Source organism: Gammaproteobacteria bacterium, assembly GCA_028819075.1.
Taxonomy (GTDB): domain Bacteria; phylum Gemmatimonadota; class Gemmatimonadetes; order Longimicrobiales; family Gaopeijiaceae; genus BD2-11.
In genome coordinates this window covers 1-19,092 of record JAPPMM010000018.1, presented here as the reverse complement: position 1 = coordinate 19,092, position 19,092 = coordinate 1, and the positions used below count along the sequence as shown (strand labels likewise).

General features: G+C 69.4%; 15 protein-coding genes. 10 read left to right on the top strand and 5 right to left on the bottom strand.

Translation table 11 applies throughout. The features are described from left to right. Positions 1–55: 55 nt before the first annotated feature. Genes OXU32_03965 through OXU32_03955 form a run of 3 tightly spaced genes read right to left on the bottom strand, consistent with a single transcriptional unit; the run spans position 56 to position 4,298 of the window. Positions 56–979, bottom strand: a complete 924-nt coding sequence (locus OXU32_03965) for a DUF4340 domain-containing protein (GenBank protein ID MDE0073124.1) — start codon at positions 977–979, stop codon at positions 56–58. Beyond that, on the bottom strand, positions 976–3,252 hold the full coding sequence (locus OXU32_03960; protein MDE0073123.1) for a Gldg family protein: 2,277 nt from the start codon (positions 3,250–3,252) through the stop codon (positions 976–978). Before OXU32_03960 ends, OXU32_03965 begins: the two co-directional genes overlap by 4 nt. Next, entirely contained in the window at positions 3,249–4,298 is a 1,050-nt protein-coding gene (locus OXU32_03955) for an ATP-binding cassette domain-containing protein (protein ID MDE0073122.1), read from the bottom strand. The genes OXU32_03960 and OXU32_03955 overlap by 4 nt, the downstream gene beginning before the upstream one ends. 200 nt (positions 4,299–4,498) lie before the next feature. Between OXU32_03955 and OXU32_03950 the strand changes: the two genes are divergently transcribed. Then, positions 4,499–5,977: an MBL fold metallo-hydrolase gene (locus tag OXU32_03950; protein MDE0073121.1), complete on the top strand. Its 1,479-nt coding sequence runs from the start codon at positions 4,499–4,501 to the stop codon at positions 5,975–5,977. 525 nt (positions 5,978–6,502) lie between these two features. On the opposite strand, the gene OXU32_03945 is transcribed toward OXU32_03950, so the two are convergent. Further along, positions 6,503–6,793 (bottom strand): HigA family addiction module antitoxin, encoded by a 291-nt coding sequence (locus tag OXU32_03945; protein ID MDE0073120.1) that lies wholly within the window; start codon positions 6,791–6,793, stop codon positions 6,503–6,505. A gap of 185 nt (positions 6,794–6,978) precedes the next feature. Between OXU32_03945 and OXU32_03940 the strand changes: the two genes are divergently transcribed. The 9 genes from OXU32_03940 (at position 6,979) to OXU32_03900 (ending at position 18,473) form a co-directional block, all read left to right on the top strand. Then, positions 6,979–7,713: a hypothetical protein gene (locus tag OXU32_03940; GenBank protein MDE0073119.1), complete on the top strand. Its 735-nt coding sequence runs from the start codon at positions 6,979–6,981 to the stop codon at positions 7,711–7,713. Positions 7,714–7,986: 273 nt separating this feature from the next. Continuing rightward, the gene (locus tag OXU32_03935; GenBank protein MDE0073118.1) at positions 7,987–10,287 is read left to right on the top strand and encodes a hypothetical protein; all 2,301 of its coding nucleotides are present in this window, start codon (positions 7,987–7,989) and stop codon (positions 10,285–10,287) included. A 20-nt stretch (positions 10,288–10,307) separates the two neighbouring features. Next, complete coding sequence (locus tag OXU32_03930) at positions 10,308–11,417, top strand: ABC transporter ATP-binding protein (protein MDE0073117.1); 1,110 nt, start codon at positions 10,308–10,310, stop codon at positions 11,415–11,417. Next, positions 11,414–12,727: a sugar ABC transporter substrate-binding protein gene (locus OXU32_03925; GenBank protein ID MDE0073116.1), complete on the top strand. Its 1,314-nt coding sequence runs from the start codon at positions 11,414–11,416 to the stop codon at positions 12,725–12,727. Before OXU32_03930 ends, OXU32_03925 begins: the two co-directional genes overlap by 4 nt. Further along, positions 12,724–14,601 carry a sugar ABC transporter permease gene (locus OXU32_03920; protein ID MDE0073115.1) on the top strand — a complete coding sequence of 626 codons (1,878 nt, stop codon included), beginning with the start codon at positions 12,724–12,726 and terminating at the stop codon, positions 14,599–14,601. The genes OXU32_03925 and OXU32_03920 overlap by 4 nt, the downstream gene beginning before the upstream one ends. Then, on the top strand, positions 14,594–15,415 hold the full coding sequence (locus OXU32_03915) for a carbohydrate ABC transporter permease (protein MDE0073114.1): 822 nt from the start codon (positions 14,594–14,596) through the stop codon (positions 15,413–15,415). The genes OXU32_03920 and OXU32_03915 overlap by 8 nt, the downstream gene beginning before the upstream one ends. A gap of 63 nt (positions 15,416–15,478) precedes the next feature. Further along, on the top strand, positions 15,479–17,599 hold the full coding sequence (locus OXU32_03910; GenBank protein ID MDE0073113.1) for a trehalase family glycosidase: 2,121 nt from the start codon (positions 15,479–15,481) through the stop codon (positions 17,597–17,599). A 149-nt stretch (positions 17,600–17,748) separates the two neighbouring features. Then, positions 17,749–17,907: a hypothetical protein gene (locus OXU32_03905; protein ID MDE0073112.1), complete on the top strand. Its 159-nt coding sequence runs from the start codon at positions 17,749–17,751 to the stop codon at positions 17,905–17,907. A gap of 44 nt (positions 17,908–17,951) precedes the next feature. After that, a complete protein-coding gene (locus tag OXU32_03900) occupies positions 17,952–18,473 on the top strand; it encodes an RES family NAD+ phosphorylase (GenBank protein MDE0073111.1) in 522 nt (173 codons plus the stop codon). A gap of 67 nt (positions 18,474–18,540) precedes the next feature. Here the strand turns inward: OXU32_03900 and OXU32_03895 are convergent, their stop codons facing one another. After that, positions 18,541–19,035, bottom strand: coding sequence for a hypothetical protein (locus OXU32_03895; protein MDE0073110.1), 495 nt, complete (start codon positions 19,033–19,035; stop codon positions 18,541–18,543). Positions 19,036–19,092 lie beyond the last annotated feature (57 nt).

Here is a 19,092-nt window from a genome sequence, read left to right as displayed (position 1 = left end):
GAGGCCATTGCCCAGCCGGGTTCGACGGGTACCAATGACGCCGGCAGGTTGGCGACTACCCCCCTTCCCGTCCCAGCAGCCGGTCCGGCTCGGGCACGATCCGGGTGGCCCGGAAGGCCGCCAGGCGGTAGAGGGTATCGTTCCCCGCGGCGCGCACCCAGTATTCGGCGTCCACCGGCGCCATTTCCAGCGTAAGGACGGTGTCGCCGCTCTCATTCAGAGCCACGAAGCGACGCAGGTCCTCGGTCGGAAACTCGGATCCGTCCTCCACGAAACCGATGGCGCGCAGCTCGTCCACCTCGTCCAGCATGTTCGCGACCGTAGCCGAATCCGGCACCGAGCCCGACTCCGCCACCGTCCAGCCGGCGTCGCCGCGCTCGACGATGACGACCTCTCCGTCGCGCTCCACCTCGATGGATGCGATGGACTCCACGTCCGTGCGCGCGATGAGCTTGTCGCGCCAGTCCGTGAGGGTGCGGGTGAAGGAACCGCGCAGGTCGCCGCGAACGGTGTAGACCTCGTCGGAGCCGGGCAGGCGGGCGTAGGCGGTCTGGAAGGCCGATCCGACCCGGCCCAGCGCCAGGATGCGGCTTTCGCCGCCGAGGAGGCGGAACTCGAGCATCCAGGCGTCGCGGCCGGTCACCCCCAGGCGCTCGTGGTTGGCCGGGTTGGCCGCGGCCAGTGCGCCCACCTCGACCTCCGAGAGCGCCGTGAACATGCGCGCCACCGCGGCGGAGTCGGCTTCGTACCCGTTCACCGTCCATTCACCGGCGACGCGCGCCACCTCGATCTCCCGGTCGGACCCGCTGAAGGTGGCGCCCTCCAGGGTGCGCTCGTCGATGCCCTCCAGCTCCGCCGCCAGCTCGACCGCTCCGGGGGGGACCTCCGGACTGCGGCCGCCCACCAGGCGGATGACCCCGTAAAGGACCAGCAGTCCCGCGAGCGCGATGACAAGTCTCTGCAGTGCGTTCTTGCTCATGCGTCCATCTCGTTCCAGCGGCGCTCGGCGCGGGACCGCCTGCCCGTCACCCGCAGGGCGCCGGCGAGGCAGAAGAAGAGGGGGATGCCCACCAGGTTCCCCCACTTGAGCGCGTTCTTGGCGAAGTCCGACTCCAGCGCCAGCGGAGGCGGCGTGCGATCCTTGGAGCGGATGCTGATGAGCGCCTCGTCCTGCGCCAGCCAGTCGACCGAGTTTGCGGCGAAGAGCAGGTTCTGGCGGCTCGACCGGACGAACTGCTCGTCCAGGAAGTCCACATCGGCTACGACGATCATGCGGCCGGCCGGTTCGGAACCGTCGCCCTCCTGCCCTTCCTCGGCGGGAAGCGCGAAATCCACCGCCGCCGCTACAACCTCAACACCGAGATTGGACTCGTCGGGGAAGGCCTGCATGTCGGGAGCGATGGGGCTGCCCGGCGCCTGCACGCCCCCCGCTTCCGTGGTGGTCCAGAGCGGCGTGACGCGCGCCGAGTCGGTCAGGATCAGCGAGCTGGCCCATCCGACGGAGAGGTTGTTGAGGTCGCGGGTCACCGGATGATCGGCGCCCCGGAAGAGGATGGGCCATAAGGGGTAGGAACGCACCACGGCGAAGATCCCCTGGCGACCCATCTGCACCCGCTCCGCGGAGGCCAGGTCGTAGACGATGCCTCCGTCGTATCTGATTCCGCGCTCCTCCAGGAAAGTCTCGAGCCCCGACGTCACCGGCGACGCCATCGGCGACTGCGGATCGATCTGCGTCCCCTCCACCAGCAGCATCGCGGCACCGCCGCCGTCCACGTACTCCGCGAGCCGCTCCAGGGCGAGCGCCGACATGGGCGCCGTCGGCCCCGCCACCACCAGCACGTCGATGGAATCCGGATTCAGCGGAGGCACCGTGTCGCCGTCGAGCGCGACGCTTCCGATCGAGTAGCGGTCGCCGAGCGCCTGCTGCAGCGCCGGCATCTCGAAGGCCTGCCTGGCGCCGAACCCGGAGGCGAAGCGCAGGCGCGGGCGCGCGTCGGTGGTCATGGACACGACCGCCGTCGCCATGCGCAGCTCCAGGTCGTCGGTGCGGTCGATGATGGGGATGATCTCGCGCTGGTCCGCGTACTGCATGGCCAGCCCGAAGTACCCCCGGCGCACCTCGAACTCGTCGTCGCGCAGGACGTTGAAGTCGAGTTCCGGGATCCCCATGCCGCTGGCCTCGGAACGGGCCTCGTCGCTGTCGCCGGGATCGATCTTCTCGACCACCAGCTGCCCGCCGCCCGCGCGCCGGAAGTCCGCGAGCAGATCCTCCACGTCGCGCAGCGTGAGCTGCACCTCCGGGGGAAGCTCGTCGGACGCGAAGAGCTTGAAGGTGACGATGTCGTCGACGTTCGCCAGCACCTCGCGGGTCCCGTCGGCGAGGGTGTAGAGGTTGCCGCGGGTCAGGTCCAGGCGCCCCCGGATGTAGCCGCCGACCAGGTTCAGCACCACGACCAGGGCCGCGATCGCGATGGTGCCCACGCGCAGGCGCCGATAGTCGGCCCGGCCGTGACTCAGCCGCTCCCGGCTCACCATGCCGATCGCCAGCACCAGGAAGAGGGCGGCGGTGGAGAGGAAGTACAGGACGTCGCGCAGGTCGATCACGCCCCGGGCGACGTTCTCGAAGTGCCCGATCACGGAGAGCCGGGCCGCGGCGCCGCCGATCATCGGCGTCAGCCCGATCTGCACGAACGGCAGGCCGATGAGCACCAGCACCAGGCTGACGGCGATCGCCAGCATGAACGAGGTGATCTGGTTGCGGGTCATGCTCGATGCCCACAGGCCGATGGCCACGAACTGGGCGGCGAGCAACGAAGCGCCCACGTACTGCGCGGTGATGATTCCCGGATCGGCTTCGGACGCCATCAGCACCCCGATCGACATCGGCAGCGTGCCGGCGAGCGCGACCAGAGCGAAGATCCAGTTCCCCAGGAACTTGCCGAGTACGGTCTCGACCTCGTTGAACGGATGCGCCAGCAGCCACTCGAGCGTCCCGCTGCGGCGCTCCTCCGCGAGCGAACGCATGGTCGCGGCGGGAATCAGGATCGCGAACAGCCAGGGCAGGAGATCGAAAAGGGGACGCAGGGTGGCGATGTTGGAGGCGTACAGAGAACGGAACTCGATGAAGATCCCGAGAGCCAGGAAGGCGACGATCAGGATGTAGGCCGTGGCCTGATCGAAGAAGCCCGCGAGTTCGCGGCGCGCGATGGTGGGCACGCCCCTGAGACCGGCGAGAATGCGGGAGAGGTTCATTCTTCCACCTCCTCCGCCGGCGTTGTCGCGGCGTCATCGTCCGCCAACGGAGCCGTCTCGCCAGCTTCCGACGCGATCGCGGTCCCGGCGCCGTCACCGCCGGCTTCTTCGTCCCCGCCATCCCCGCCGTTCGCGGTGAGGGACCGGAAGACCCGCTCCAGGTTGGCCTGCTCGCGATGCAGCTCCCAGAGCGCCCACCCGCGGCGGGTGGCGAGCTGGAAGATGGTGGGGCGCAGTTCCGCGCCGGACGCGACCTCCAGACGCACGCGGGTGCGCCCTTCGTGGGTTTCCGCTGTGGCGGAGGAAACGCCTTCCAGGGCGGCAAGGGCCTCGGACACGTCATCCCCTTCGGCTTCGACAAGGTAGAAGGCGCCGCCGGTGCGGTCGGCCGCCAGATCGGCCACGGTGCCGTCGGCGACCAGCCGGCCGCCCGAAATGATCAGCAGCCGCTGGCAGGTGGCCTCGACCTCCTGCATGACGTGAGTGCTGAGGAGCACCGTGCGCTCTGCGCCCAGCGCGTTGATCAGCTTGCGGATCTCCACCCGCTGGTTCGGGTCGAGGCCCTCGGTAGGCTCGTCGAGCACCAGGATCTCGGGACGGTGCAGGATCGCCGCCGCGAGCCCGATGCGCTGCCGATATCCCTTGGAGCACTCCCCGATCGGGCGGAAGAAGACCGCCTCCAGCGCGGTCTCCTCCGCCGCGTCCCGGACCGCGCGCCGGGCATCCACGCCCCGAATCCGGCGGATCTCGGCCACGTACTCGAGATACTCGGCGACCAGCATGTCGTCGTAAAGCGGGTTCGCCTCGGGCAGATAGCCCACGCGCCGCTTGGCTTCCCTGAGGTCGGTCTCGATGGGCACGCCGTCGAACAGCACCACGCCCGAATCGGGCTGCAGCGTGCCGGTCAGCATGCGCATGGTCGTGGTCTTGCCGGCCGCATTGGGGCCGAGAAACCCCACCACCTCGCCCCGGTCCACCTCGAACGACACGTCGTTGACGGCCAGGAGGGGGCCGAAACGCTTGGTCACCCCTTGTACGGCGATCATTCCTTCCTCCTTCCGCGTTTTTCCTCGGTGCCGTGCACGAAAAAGGCCGCGCGAATCGCATCATCGCGCGGCCCGGGCAGCCCGTGCCTTCCCGCGCGCGAGCAACTCGCTGGTCTCCCCCGTTTTCGCGCGGGGGCGAACGATTCTACAATGGGATGCCAGCGATGTCCAGAAGGTTTTCTGTTCCGGGAGTACATCTCATGCACCACCAACAGACCGCACGAGTCAGCATCCTGAGGGCGATCTTCCTCTCGATCCCCTTCGCCGGTCTTGCGTGCGGCGGTTCCGGGGATGACGCGGGAGGTGGCGGGAGCAGCGCGGATGCCGGCGCCGTCGCGGCCGACGAACTGGTCCGCACCGCCGACCCGTTCGCGCGCGGCTACACCGAGGAGGACTTCCCGCGGCTGCGGGAGCTGGCCGAAGGGGTGTACTCGTACGAGGCGCTGCGCTCGGCCGGAGACCAGCGCTTCACGACCGTCAGCATGTTCGTGGTGACCGACGAGGGCGTGCTGGTCGCGGATGGCCAGGGTAACGTGGCCGAGACCCAGCGCCTGATCGACCACATCGCCTCGGTGACCGACCAGCCCATCACCCACGTGGTGATCTGCTCCGACCACGGCGATCACACCGCAGGCAACTCCGCCTTCCCCGAGGACGCCGAGTTCATCGCCCACCCCACCTCGGCGCGAGTGCTGGAGGCGATGGCCGCCAATCCCATCCGGCCCGCCGACGCACCGCCGGTGATGCTGCCCACCCGCCTGGTGGACAATCGCGAGGTGCTCGAGCTGGGCGGTCGCACCATCGAGATCCTCTTCTTGGGGCGCGCGCACACGGGCGGCGACCTGGTCGTCCATCTTCCCGAAGAGGACATCCTCTTCATGAGCGAGGCCTATCTGCACCGCGTCTTCCCCGCCATGCGCACGGCGTATCCGACCGAATGGGTCGCGATGATCGAGCGGGCGCAGGCGATGGAAGTGGAGACCTACGTCCCCGGGCATGGCTTCGTCGATTCGCCCGAGGTGTTGCGGGAGGAGCTGGAGGTGTTCCGTCAGGCCGTGGTGCAGGTGATCGACGAAAGCCGTCGTCTGCACGGGCAGGGTCTCAGCCTGGAGGAGGCGCAGGCCAGCGCCGACTTCGGAGAACTCGGGGACTGGTGGCTATCGGAGAGCCAGGCTTCTCGCGCGATCCAGCAGGTGTACGCGGAACTCGACGGCATGCTTCCGCCGATGGAAGGCGAGGATGGCGACCGGGAGGACGGCCGCGACGACGGAGAGGAGCACGAGTCAGAGGGTGAAGGCGAACACGGCGAGGGTGAAGAGGGCGGCGAACACGGCGCAGGCGATGAGCACGGTGAGGAGGGTGAGCACGACGAAGAGGGCGAGGAATCGGGCGAATACATCGCCTCAAGCGAAACCTGGGACAAGACCCGGAGGGGTGCCCGCCTGATCCTCTCATTCGATGCCGCGCGGGCCGCATTCGTCGGAACGGTCGAGAACACGACTCAGGAGGTGCTCTGCGCCGTGCGCGTTGAGGTTCATCTGTCCACCGGAACCGAATTGGGACCGACCGCGCGAACGGATCTCGCTCCCGGCGAATCCACAGCATTGATGCTGTCGGCGGGAGGCGAGTCCTTCGACGCCTGGACAGCCCACCCGGAGGTATCCGCCTGCGCGGGCTGACGACAACACGCACTCTTGCGGCTGCGGAAATGCTGCGAGCCGGAAGCTGACAGATGCACGAAATGACGATTTGCTGTGCCGACATCGGGTCAGTGGCGAAAGGAAACTTCGGATGGGCCGGTCTCTCCGGTGATCCTGACCACGCAGAATCGTCTGGTCGTGACATCGCGGACTTTTTGCTCCACACGCCGTGTCTGGTGATCCAAGCGAGGCCGTCGCGTCGTTAAGGCGCCGGCCGCACGACTCGGCTTCGCCGCGGCTAGTCAGTGGGCCGGCGAATTGAACCAGGCACAGAGGTGCTAGAGGAGAGAGGTACGATGGCGGAGATAAACCCGCTGAAGCGTGTGAGTTTGCGGGAGGCCTGGCCCGACGAGGCACGCCACTTCACCCCGTGGCTGGCCGACAACATCGATCTGCTGGGTGCGAAACTGGACCTGAGACTGGAACAGGCGCAGGCGGAGCCTGGGAGTCCCTCATCATGCTGGAGGGTACCGATTGAAACGTTGCCGGCAGGCGGATCGACCGTCAAACGGGGGTCGCTATCCGCTCGACGTGGATCCGGCCGGCGTTCTTCATGGCCTGCGCAAGGTCGTAGGCCGCCTGAAGGCGATACCAGGTATCCGCGCCGCCTCCAAACGCCATGTCCAGCCGGATCGCCATTTCGGGAGAGATGCCCGAACGGCCGTTGACAAGTTCCGAAAGCTGCTTGCGGCTAACCCCCAGCCTCCGCGCTGCCTCCGTCACGGTGAGCCCCAGCGGCTCCAGACAATCATGGCGCACGGACAGGCCCGGATGCGGTGGGTTCTTCATCGGCACCTCACGGTCCTCCTAGTGGTAGTCGGTCAAGTCCACATCCCTGACGTCGCGACCGTCGAAGCGGAAGACGTTCGAGGCCTCGGTGGCGAAAGCCAAGGATCATTGGATGAGAACTGTAACGTACCACCGCTCAGGCGACGACATGCCTCGCGGCAGACGGCTGGTGGTGACAGTAGGTACAAACGATGACCAAGGACGATACGGGCCCCAAGCCTGCTGGCGCCGTGACCAGCGGACCGGACAAGAACCGCCCCGCGACGAATCGCCGGGCGTCCGCTCATGTGGCACACCACACCGTCTCCGGGAAGTCGAGCCAGCCCCGGCCCCTGCGGCGCGATCTCCTGGAGATGGCCCGGCTGGACCGCTCCGTGCGTGCCGAACTCGCAGCGTCCGGCAAGCTCTTCAACGCCGGTTATGAACCTCGGATGGCGCAGGTGCACCAACGCAATGCCCGGCGGCTTCGGCGCATCATCGAGTCGGTCGGATGGCCGGGTTCCGACGTGGTCGGTTCTGACGGAGCAGAGGCGGCCTGGCTGATACTCCAGCACGCGATCTCGGAGCCCGACCTGCTCCGGCGAACACTGCCGCTTCTCACGGCGGCGGCACGAGAAGGGAAGGCGGATCCTGCGCACGCCGCCATGCTGGAGGACCGGATCCGATTCTTCGAGGGCCGCCCGCAGCGCTACGGCACTCAGCTCGATTGGGACGCCGAAGGGAGTCTCTCACCGGGCGGCGTGGAAGATCCGCACAAGCTTGCCGAACGCCGCGACGCGGTCGGCCTCCCGCCGCTGGAAGAACAGATCGAGGACGCTAGGAGCCAGGCGGCTGCCGAGGGACAAACACCTCCGGCAGACTATCAAGCGTACGCAGACGCCCGCGACAAATGGGCGGCCAATGCCGGGTGGCGCGCCGGCCGTTAGCTCCACTCCGGATCGTAGCCTTCCGGCAGCGGAGTCCCGATTCCCGCGGCCAACAGCGGTGCGCGCGTGTGCGTGACATCCCGGAGGCTCGAACAGTACCTTCGAGGTTGTCCTCTGAAACGTTCGCGCCTTCGTTGCCCCCGCCGGTCAGGAGGATCGGGTCATGTCCCGCCCGGAACCCGCACTCACGCACCCCGGTCCTCCATCGATTGTCGATGAGTTCGAGGTTCCGTACGTCGTCAGGGTCTCGGTATCGTGAGGCCAAGTCCCTCCGTGTCCCCCAGGGCACGCATCGCGGCGCTGGCCCGTGATGACAAGTGGTTTCTGGGGGGGCTGGACGGCGTGGTTTGGGCGCCGCCGTTCCCGCGCCGGCTGCACCGGCCGGGGTTCTGGGATCCCGTGCACGTGCTGCAGCACGAGGTCGGTCCGGGGTTTTCGGTGGCGCTCGTGCGTCCCGATGGGCGGGAAAACCCCCTCCGTGGAGCGAGGCGGGGGCCGGGCGGCCGTGAGTCGGCCGCGCTCAGGTGGCGGCCCGGGCGGTTGGACGCCGCGTGGTTGGATGAGCGAGGCGTCCTCGTCGAGGAGCGGCGCCAGGTGTTGCCGGGCGGAATCCTGGAATCGTCCTGGCATATTCCCCGCGGATTCGAGGGTCACCTGGTCGGCTTCACGGCGCAGCCGGCCGACGCGACCTGTGCGGCGGTGTCCACGGAAGGCGGCGTGGGCTGGACGCGGACCGTGTCGGACCGGCGCGGGCAGGAACTGGTGCTGCGCATGGAGCTCGGGGGCTCGGTTTCGCCTGCGTGGAGGAGCATCGCGGCGTCCGAGGGGCGTAGCGAGCCCGAATGGCGGCATTCGCCGTTTGCGGAAGGCGGGATTGGAACCCCCGCGACCGCCGATCACGCGTCCGGCACCGTAGGAGAAAGCGCGGGCTTCGACCCTGTGTCCGGCGCGGGCGCTGCCTTCGTGTCCAGACCCGATGGGGCACTGCACTCCGAAGTGGACGAAAGCCGATCCGGGTGGATCTGGATCGCCGTCGCCCTTCCGCTGGCGGGGATCGACGACGGCAATTCGCCGACCATCAGACTGACGCTCAGGCCGGATGGTGCCCAATCCAGAAGCGCGGCTTCGCAATTGCCGACGCACCAGCCCACCTGGGAATCCTTCTTCGCCGATTTCCCTCATTTCCGGTGTGGTGATCCATACCTCGACCGCTACTTCGACTACCGCATCTACGGCCTGGGCCTGAACCGCGTCGAGGGTCGATGGGACCCGATCCGGCACCCGGCCATCGCCGAGGGCCCGGAGTACTTCCACGTGCCGATCACCTACAGCGCGCAGTGCCACATGATGGAGATGCGCTGGCGCAGAGGCGGGCGGGAGGCGTGGGGCTCGCTGTTGAACTTCGTCGACAACCAGAAGCCCGACGGCTCCTTTCACGGTCGGCTCTATCCCGAACGCCTCGAGGGAACCGACTTCTATCACGCCAACTGGGGCGACGCGCTGCTCGCGGTCGACGACATGCAGCCCGATGCGGCGGCGCTGGGGCGCTGCTACGAGGGACTGTCGCGCTACGCCGGCTGGCTGACGGCGGCGCGCGACCCGGAGTCGTCGGGGATGTTCACGGTCACAAACCACTTCGAGACGGGACAGGAGTACATGTCGCGGTACATGGCCGTGGACGAGGAGGCCGACGTGGCGGGATGGCGTCCCCGGCTCCGCCTCAAGGGGATCGACGTCACGGTGTACGCGCACCAGTTGTTCCGCGCCCTGGGGTCGGTGGCGCGGCGTCTGGAACGGCCGGGCGACGAGGCCGAATGGCGGGGGCTCGCGGACCGTTGCTGGGAGGCGATCGACGAACGCATGTGGTCGGCGGAGGCTCGGCTGTTCACCGACGTGGACGGGCGCACCGGCGAACGTACCGGCGTGAAGGCGGCGGTAGGGTTCTACCCGCTGCTCACCGGACGCGTGGGCCGTGCCCGCCTCGACGCCCTGCTTGACCACCTCGAGGATCCCGCCACCTTCGGCACCCCCTTCCCCCTGCCGTCGTCCAGCGTGGACGATCCGCGCTTCTCTGCGGAGGGCATCTGGCGCGGAAAACGCCGCAACTGTCCCTGGAACGGACGGGTGTGGCCGATGACGACGAGCCACGTGATCGAAGGGCTGCTACGCTGCTGGCGCGGCGGCAGCGAGCGGGCCGGCAGGCTCGCGGCCGACATGCTCATCCGCTTCGCGCGCATGATGTTCACGGATGGCGATCCCGGCCGGCCCAACTGCTTCGAGCACTACAACCCGTACACGGGTCGCGCCTGCCACTTCCGGGGCATCGACGACTATCAGCACTCCTGGATCATCGATCTGATGGCGCGCGGATTCGCCGGGCTTCACGTGGATGCGTCGGGCATGGAGGTGAGGCCGCTGCCGGATGGTCCCGCCCGCGTGTCGCTGGGGCCGGTTATCGCGCGAGGCCGGACGCTGCATGTCGAAGTGGAACCCGGGGGAGTGAGCGTCTCCGTGGACGGCGAACAGTTTGGAGGATCGCGTAGCGAGCCCCTGCGGGTGCCGTGGGCTCCGTGAGCCGCGCCGGGCAGGGCGTCGTGCTGCGCGGCGTGGGGAAGCGTTTCGGCGATGTCGTGGCTCTGGAGCCGATGGACCTCGAGGTCCGGCCCGGAGAGCTGATGGTGCTGGTGGGGCCATCGGGATGCGGCAAGAGCACGCTGTTGCGCCTCATCGCCGGGCTCGAGGCACCCACCTCGGGAGAGGTGTGGATCGGCGGACGGCGAGTGGACGATGTCGAGCCGGGCGCGCGCGACGTGGCGATGGTGTTCCAGAGCTACGCGCTCTATCCGCACATGACCGTCGCCCGGAATCTCGGCTTCGGCCTGCGCGTGCGCGGAACGCCGCGCGCGGAGCTCGAGCGGCGCGTCGCGGAGACCGCCGCCGCACTCGGGCTCGGGGACTTGCTGGAGCGGAAGCCCGGCCAGCTTTCGGGGGGTCAGCGCCAGCGGGTGGCTCTGGGACGCGCCATGGTGCGCGATCCGGGCGTGTTCCTGTTCGATGAGCCGCTCTCGAACCTGGACGCGGAGCTGCGCCTGCGGACGCGCGACGAAATCGCCGCCCTGCACCGGCGCCTCGGTACAACCATGGTCTTCGTGACCCACGACCAGGTGGAGGCGCTGTCGCTGGGCCAGCGGGTCGCGGTCATGGATCGCGGCCGGCTGCAGCAGGTGGGCACGCCGGATGAGGTCTACCGGCGACCGGACAACCTGTTCGTCGCGGGCTTCGTTGGGTCGCCGCCCATCAATCGGATGCCGCTGTCCCGCGATGACCGGGGACGCCTTGCAGGCGGTCCGTTTGCGCTTGCGGGGCCGCCGGACCTGAGTCGGGCCACGCTGGCGGTAAGGCCGGAGGATCTCGCGGTCGCGGGACCGGGCGAGGCTGATGGCGACGCGTCCGGTGGCTCGACTCGGACGGGCGACTTCCGGGCAACGGTGCTTCGCGTGGAGGCGCTGGGCAGCGAGCAGCGCGTGCATCTGGACGGTCCGCGCGATGCCGCCTGGGTGGCGCGCGCATCGCCTGCGCTGCGGGTTGCCTCCGGCGACCGGGTGAGCGTTTCCGTCGATTGGGAGCGCAGCCACCTGTTCGGCCCGGATGGCCGCCGCGAGGAGGGCGTGCCGAGACCGGCGGAGCGGGGGGTCTCGCGATGAGGAGCAGGCGGTGGCAGGACCTCGTGCTGGCCACTGTCGTCCTCGCGACGCTCGTTCTCATGGCGGCCTGCTCTTCCGGCGAACCAGGCACCACGTTGCGCGTGGCGCTCTGGGCCGGGGGCCACGAACTGGAGATCGAGCGGCAGGTGGCCGACCGCTACGAGGCGCTGCACCCCGGCGTGCGGGTCGTGCTCGAGTCGGCCCCCAACGGATACGAAGAGCGGCTGCTGACCTCGATCGCGGCCGGGCGGCCGCCCGACGTCTACCTGCTCGATTCGCCCGACATCCCCACCTTCGTGGAGCGCGGGCTGGCGCTGGATCTCACGCCCTACGGCGAGGCGCTCGGTTTCCGGCCGGATAGCGTCTTCGCGCAGGTGGCGGACGCGTTTCGCCGGGGCGAATCCATGTTCGCGCTGCCGAAGGACTTCACGCCGATGGTCCTGTACGCGAATCGGCGGGTGCTTGCGGCCGCGGGGGTGGAAGATCTGCTGCCGGTCGCTTCGGCGCCCACGCCCGGCTGGACTTGGGCGGACTTCCGGCGGGCCGCGGAGGAAGTCGTCACCGACGCCGACGGCGATGGCCGGGCGGACGTGTTCGGGTTCGACTTCCCGCGCAACCTGTACCAGTGGATTCCGTTCGTGTGGTCGGCGGGAGGCGACATCCTCGCGCCCGGCGGCAGCGGGACGGCGGGGTATCTGGACGGACCCGGAGCGCTGGAAGCCTACCGCTTCCTCACGGGCCTGGCGGAGGATGGCCTCACCCCGGGAGCGCAGTTCGTCCAGCAGGGAGATCCGGCGCGCGAAGCGCGCTTTGCGTCGGGGGGACAGGCGTTTCTCCTCTCTGGCCACTGGACGCTTCCGGTGTTCCGGGACCTGGTGCAGGCCGGCGCGCTGGACCTGGCCATCGTCCCCATTCCGCACCATCCCTCGCGGGCAGCGGCAACCAGCGTGCTCTACGCCTCGGGGTGGGCCGTGCCGCCCAACGCGCCGAACCTGCGCCGGGCGATCGACCTGGCCGGGTTCCTCGCCTCGCCCGCAGCGCAGCGCATCCGGGCGCGGTCGGGGCTGGCTATTCCATCCCGGATGGATGTGGCGGCCGAGATCGCCGCTGCGGACGGGACGGGGGTCGAGGACGCGTTCATCGCGCTGGTGGAGGGCGCGCGCATGACGTGGGGCGCCCGCGTGCGGGACTTCTCCCGCATCGAGGCGCTGGCGGTCGAGATCATGGACCGCCGCCTGGTGCGCGGGGAGGCGCTTGCATCGAGTGCTGCGGACGTCGCCCGCCGCATCGACGCGGAGTTCGGGTGGTGAGCGGCGTGGCTGTGCGTCAGCCGGTTCTGGACTCCCTCGCCGCCGTCGTGCTGGCGGCCGGCCTCGCGCTCGTCCTGGTCGTGGCCGCGGGCCGGGTGGAAAATGCGCGGGTCGGCGCGGCCGAAACCGAGGCGCGCATGGCGGCCGCGCTGTGGGAGCAGGAGGGGGGCGGCGCCGATGCCGTGGCCGGTCTGCTCCGCGAGCGGGCGACGATCACCGGCGCTGACGCCGGTGGCGCCGAGTCCGGACCGGGGGCGTACGCCTACGAGGCCGGCGCGCTCGACCCCGCTGTCTGGATCGTGGTCGCGCCGGATGCAGCGGATGGTCCCCGTGGTGCTCTCCCGGTCACAGCCATCGCCATCGCGCTTGCGGGTCTGATGGTTGTCACGGGGTGGGTTCTGGGCCGGCGCCGCGGGCCCACGCGCACGCGCTACCCGGTGGGCATCGCGTTCTTCTCCCTGGGCTGCATGGGCCTGACGGCGGTCGCCGCCGGACGGTGGGCGGATGGCGAACTCAGGTCGCTGAGCGCCGGTACCGCCGCACAAGGCGCTCGCGCCATCGAAATCGCCCTGGCGACTGGCGCGGGTCCGGACGGGGCCGCTCGGGTCGCTCAGCTCCCGTGGGCGCAGGACCCGTCGCTCGACTCTCCGACCGAGCAGTGGACCATGCCGGCCGCGGTCGCTGCAGCCATCGCCGCCTCGCCCGAACGAGGCGCCCCGACGGCCTCCACGACGCTCTCCGCGATGCCCGAACGCGATGTGGAGACCGTCGCCCCGCCATCACCCACCGCTCAGGACGCTTCCGCGGGTACACCCGCCATCGCGCCGCACACGGTGGAAGCGGACGGCGCCACCTGGCACGTGGCCCGCACCGCCGACATCCACGTCGCTTTCCTCGGATACGAGCGCACGGCGTCTCCCACCCTCGCGCTGGCGGCGGCGGGCGGGCTTGCCGGCCTGTTGGTGGTCCTCGTCCTCCACCTCGTGCAGCTCGCATCCCGCCCCCGCGCCTTGCGCCGAACCCTGGCCGCCTGGGGGCTCCTCGCGCCGGCAGCAGCCCTCATCCTCGCCTTCACCCTCGGGCCGCTCCTCTTCTCGCTGTGGATCTCGCTGCACGAATGGCGTCTCATCGACCCCGTGCCCCTCTTCCTCGGTTTCGACAACTACGCGGCGCTGCTCCGCGACCGGGAGTGGTGGTCGGCGATCGGGAACACGGCGCTGTTCACGCTGCACGTGCCCGTGGCGATGGCCATCGCCCTCGCTCTCGCGATCCTGACCCGGGGATCGAGGCGCGCGCTGCGCTGGGCCCGGCTCGCCCTGTTCCTCCCCGGCATAACGAGCGTGGCGGCGATTGCGGTGGTCTGGAAGTGGCTGCTGAGCGACCAGTACGGGCTGGCGAACCGGGGTCTCGAGCGCGCCGGACTCGGGTCCGTCCCGTGGCTCACGTCACCCGACACCGCGCTCGCAAGCCTCATGATCATCGGCATCTGGATGGTCGTGGGCTATCAGATGGTGGTCTTCCAAGCGGGCCTCGCAGCGATCCCGCGCGACTGGTACGACGCGGCCCGGGTCGACGGCGCGGGGCCGTGGCAGCGCTTCCGCCACATCACGCTGCCCGGCCTGCGCCACACCCTCTTTTTCGTGCTGGTCACGTCGATTATCGGCTCCTTCCAGGTCTTCGGGCTCGTCTACGTGATGACCGAGGGCGGCCCGCTGGGCGCCACCGATGTCGCCGTATATCACATCTACCGGGAGGCGTGGGAGTTCCTCCAGTTCGGCAACGCGGCCGCGATGAGCTGGCTCCTGTTCGCCGTCGTGTTCGCCGCCACCTGGCTGCACTTCCGCTTCCTCGATGCGCGCCGAGCCCATGACTGACGGCGCCGTCGTACCCCGGATGGCCCGCGGGCTGCTGCTCGCCGGGGCGTGTCTCGTCATGGCGTCGCCCTTCCTGTGGATGGGGCTGACGAGCCTGATGGGACAGCTCGAGGTCTTCTCCGGCGGGAGCATCCTGCCGCAGGCGCCTCGCTGGTCGAACTATCCGGAGGCGCTGACGGCGCAGCCCTTCGGGCGCTACTTCCTGAACTCGCTGGTGTTCGCGACCGCGGTGGCGGCGGGCCAGGTCGCGACCTCGGCTGGCGCCGGATACGCCTTTGCCCGGCTCGACTTTCCGGGACGCGAGGGCCTTTTCATGCTCTTCCTGTCGACGATGATGGTGCCGGCGGTCGTCGTCCTCATCCCCCGCTTCCTCGTGATCGACGCCCTCGACTGGATCGACACCTATCAGGGGCTCATCTCCACCGAGCTGGTCTCGGTGTGGGGCATCTTCCTCATGCGACAGTACTTCCGGACCGTGCCCCGGGAGCTGGAGGACGCGGCGCGCGTGGACGGCGCCGGGCACCTGCGCATCTTCTGGAACGTCGCCCTGCCGCTCGCGAAGCCCGCCGTGGCCACGCTCGCACTGTTCGCGTTCGTCGATGCGTGGAAGAACCTGCTCTGGCCGCTCCTGGTCACGCGGTCCATGGAAATGCGCGTGGTCGAGGTGGGGATCGCCGCCTTCCATTCGACCTACGAGATCAACTGGCCCTACCAGATGGCGGCCGGCGTCGCCGCGGTCCTGCCCATCGCGCTCCTGTTCCTGTTCACCCAGCGGTACTTCGTGAGGGGGATTCAGTTGGAGGGGATCAGGTAGCGTGGGGCGCGCGCCGATGCTCTTCGTCCGCATGCGTTGGATGGGATGATGCGCGTTGGAGCCTTGGAGGCACGTCGATGGGCCGGCCTGGTGTTCGCAGCCGGGCCCGACGAGGGCATCGGTCTCCGCCTCGTCTTCACCACGCCGGACGGCCAGCGCAGGGACCTGGAGGACTGGTACTGGATGGTCTGCCGGGTCGGTCCCCACGCGCCGGACGGCAGCTACGCGCGCATGGAGTTCGATCTCGCGGCCGAGCCGTCGCCCGCCTCCCGCCCCCGGGAGAGTACGCTGATTCTGGAGTGGTCGCGCCGGGAGGAGGCCGTGGCGCTGCGGGCAGTGGCGCGGGCGCGGGGCCGAGTGGAGCTGGTGGGCGACGATCCCTGGGGATGGCACGCACGATGGGAGAATGCGCCCGACGGCTGGCGTGCCTCACTCCGACGCGTGGAGGTCGCCGCGGCTTTCGAGCCTTCCGCGGATGGGCGGGTGGCCACGGTGGTCGCCTGGGAGCCGAGAGAGATGCCGTCCAGATCCGCCACGGCGCCAAATCGCCACCGGTCCGCTTCGGCCGCCATGGCCCGCGCCCGACGCCTTCTCCCCGGGCTGGACAGTTGGATCGACGAAGCGCACGCCGACTGGGACCGGCGCCGGCCTCGTTCGTCAGGAGCCGCGGAAGGGCTGGTGGAAGCCGTCACCGACAACCTGATGTGGACTGTCCTCCTGCAACCGGAAACCGGCCGCCTCTACGCCCCGGCCGGCCGCCGCTGGATCTTTCCGACGCCCAAGGATCCAATACCGGGGGACGGCGAACCGGAGGAAGGCGCCCCGCAGGACGGCGAACCGGGGGACCGCGGATCGCACGACAGCGGATCGCAGGACAGCGCACCGGGAGACAACGCGCGGGACGGCGACCTAGCTCCCGACGACTGGACCATCTTCGGGTGGGATTCCTTCTTCAACGCCCTCGAACTCGCCACCGTGTCGAGCCGCCTGGCCTGGGACGCTCTCCTGACGGGGCTCGAATCGCGCTACCCGAACGGCAACGTGCCCAATTGGAGGAGCCGGCACGCCGGCACGCCCGACCGCTCCCAGCCGCCGGTCGGATCGTTCGCGGCGCTGAAGCTCCACCACGTGTGCCCCGATAAGGACGCGCTGGCCGCCGCGTGGCCCGGGCTGCGCGCGTGGAGCGACTGGTGGACGGCCGACAAGCGTGGACGCCCGCGCCGTGAGGGACTCACGCCGGGACTGTTCGCCTGGGGCTCGGATACGGCGGCGGTTCCGGAACGCGAGCAACTCCCCGAGTGGGAAGTGGGCGCCAGCGGCCACCAGCGCGCGGCGTGGGAATCGGGCCAGGACGACCTGCCGCTGTGGGAAGAGGCGCAGTGGGATCCGGAGCGGGAAACCCTCGCCATGTCCGCCGTCGACCTCTGCAGCTACCGCGCCCTCGACCTCGAGTGCCTGTCACGAATCGCCCGCATCCTGGGCGATCCGACGGCCTCGCGACAGCTCGCGGACGAGCGCCACCGCCTCGTCGCGACGATGAACCGGGTGCTGTGGTCCGAGACTGCCGGTCTCTACCTCGACGAGCTGCCTGCGGGTCGGTCCCCGCGCGTGGCGGCGTCGAACTTCCTGCCATTGACAGCGGGCGTGCCGTCGGCGCGTCAGGCGCGGCGCATGGTTGGCGTGCTGCGCGATCCCGCTCGCTTCTGGGGAGAATGGGTGCTGCCCACGATTGCGCGCGACGACCCCGCGTTCGACGACCAGCAGTACTGGCGCGGCTCCATCTGGCCGCCCATGAACTACCTCGTGCTCCAGGGACTGCGCCGCTACGGGTTCGGCGAACTGGCCGGCTCGCTCGCGTGGAGGGGCGCGCTCATGTTCCTGGCCGACCGCCGGCGCACCGGGTTCTGCCGCGAGAACTTCGACGCGCGCAGTGGCCGGGGACGTGGTCACCGCTTCCAGAGTTGGGGGCCGCTCTTCGCGCTTGGCGCCATCGAGGAGTTCGTCAATGCCTGCCCCTGGCGCGGACTGCGCATCGGCTCCCGGCTGCCCGCGTTTGTTGGCTGCAAATCGAGACGGGACGCCATGACCGAAGTCGGAAGCGGCGGCTCTCAAGCTCCGGTCTGGGCCCGCATCGAGGGACTCCGCGTGGCGGGTCGGCCGCGGACGGTTGAGTTCTCACGATAGAGGTCGCACCGTTATCCGGTGCGTACCGGTCTAATTCATGGGTAATTGACCCGCTACGCACCGTTTTTCGTTGCGCCTGCCGTGAGCAGGGCCAGCGTCCCGACCGGGACAACGCCGACCGCCTGGCCGGGCTGGCGCTGGTGGTCGAGATGCTGCTCCGGTGGCTGGACACGGACATCATCGAGGAATGGCTCACCGGGGCGAACGCCCACCTGAACGGAGCCACCCCGTCGTACTTCATCCAGCGGAGCCAGTTGGCAGAAGTGGTCGGAGCGGTGGAAGCCATGAAGTCCGGCGTCTTCGCCTGATCCTGGCTCTGTTCTGGCGCGTCTTCCCCTGGGATCCGGACGTGATGGAGGGACGCCTGTTCTCTCCGTCCTTCGTCCCGCCGACCACTGGTCGGGGGCGCTTCGACCTGCCGGTATCCTGTTCTTCCGTGCTCTACGTGGCCGAATCGCCTGAACATGCGATTGCGGAGGCCATCCAGCCCTGGCGCAACCGCCCTCTGCGCCGACCCCACCTGTTGCGCGCCGGGCGTCCCCTGGCGCTGGTCGGGGTGCAGATGCCGTCAGAGGCGGCGTCGGGGCTGGCCGACCTCTGCCAACCGGACGTTCTCGGCCGCCTTGGATTGAGTGCGGATCGAGTTGCCTCACGCCATCGGCGGCGGACCCAGGCGATCGCGGCGTCGATCTGGGACCGTGGCCACGCCGGCCTGCGGTGGTGGTCCAGCTTCCGGGGGGACTGGCACGGTGTCGTCCTCTTCACGGCCCGCACGAACGCAGGCGTGCGCTTCGGCAGCCCCGAGGTGCTTTCGGCGGAGAACCGGGCGCTTCAGGAGGCGGCCGCGGCGCTCGGTATGCCCGTGGCGATCTGAGGGGATAAGCGTCAGGCCATCTGCATGGTGCCCCGTCTGGCAGATTCCGGGGTGCCGCTACCGCCGGCTACGCCAACGCCGCCCTCAACGCCGCCAGATACTCGTCGCTCAGGCCGTCCATCTCGAACAGGGAAACGCCTACTGCCCCGGCGGACCTGGCCGTCCTCACCGCCTCGGCCAGTTGCGCGGGATCCAGCGACGGAAGATAGAGCCCCGCGCAGAGAGGCGTGCCACCTCGCCTCGCGAGAGCCGCGACCCCCTCCCTCACCCCATCCCCGATCCACGCGATGTCCTCCAGGTAGAACCCCTGGTAGAGCATCGGGAAGAAGCGGTCCAGAGGCCATTCGTCCCACGACTGCCGCACCAGCGTGCGGGCAATGGTTGGCGTCGGGAAGACGGCCGCGGTGATCGGCTTGCCGTGCCGGTGCACCGCCTCGGCGAGTCCCCGCACGGCTCCCGTCACGCTGTCCCACCGGAACCGGCGCCAGGCCTCGTCGGCCGGGGGGTCGGCAATCTCGAGCAGATCCCGTCCATCGACAGCCGCGAACTGCTCCCGGCACACGCCGCAGTAGCGCCTCTACGGAGAGAAGAATCACGGCAGGAAATCGTCTAACTACTT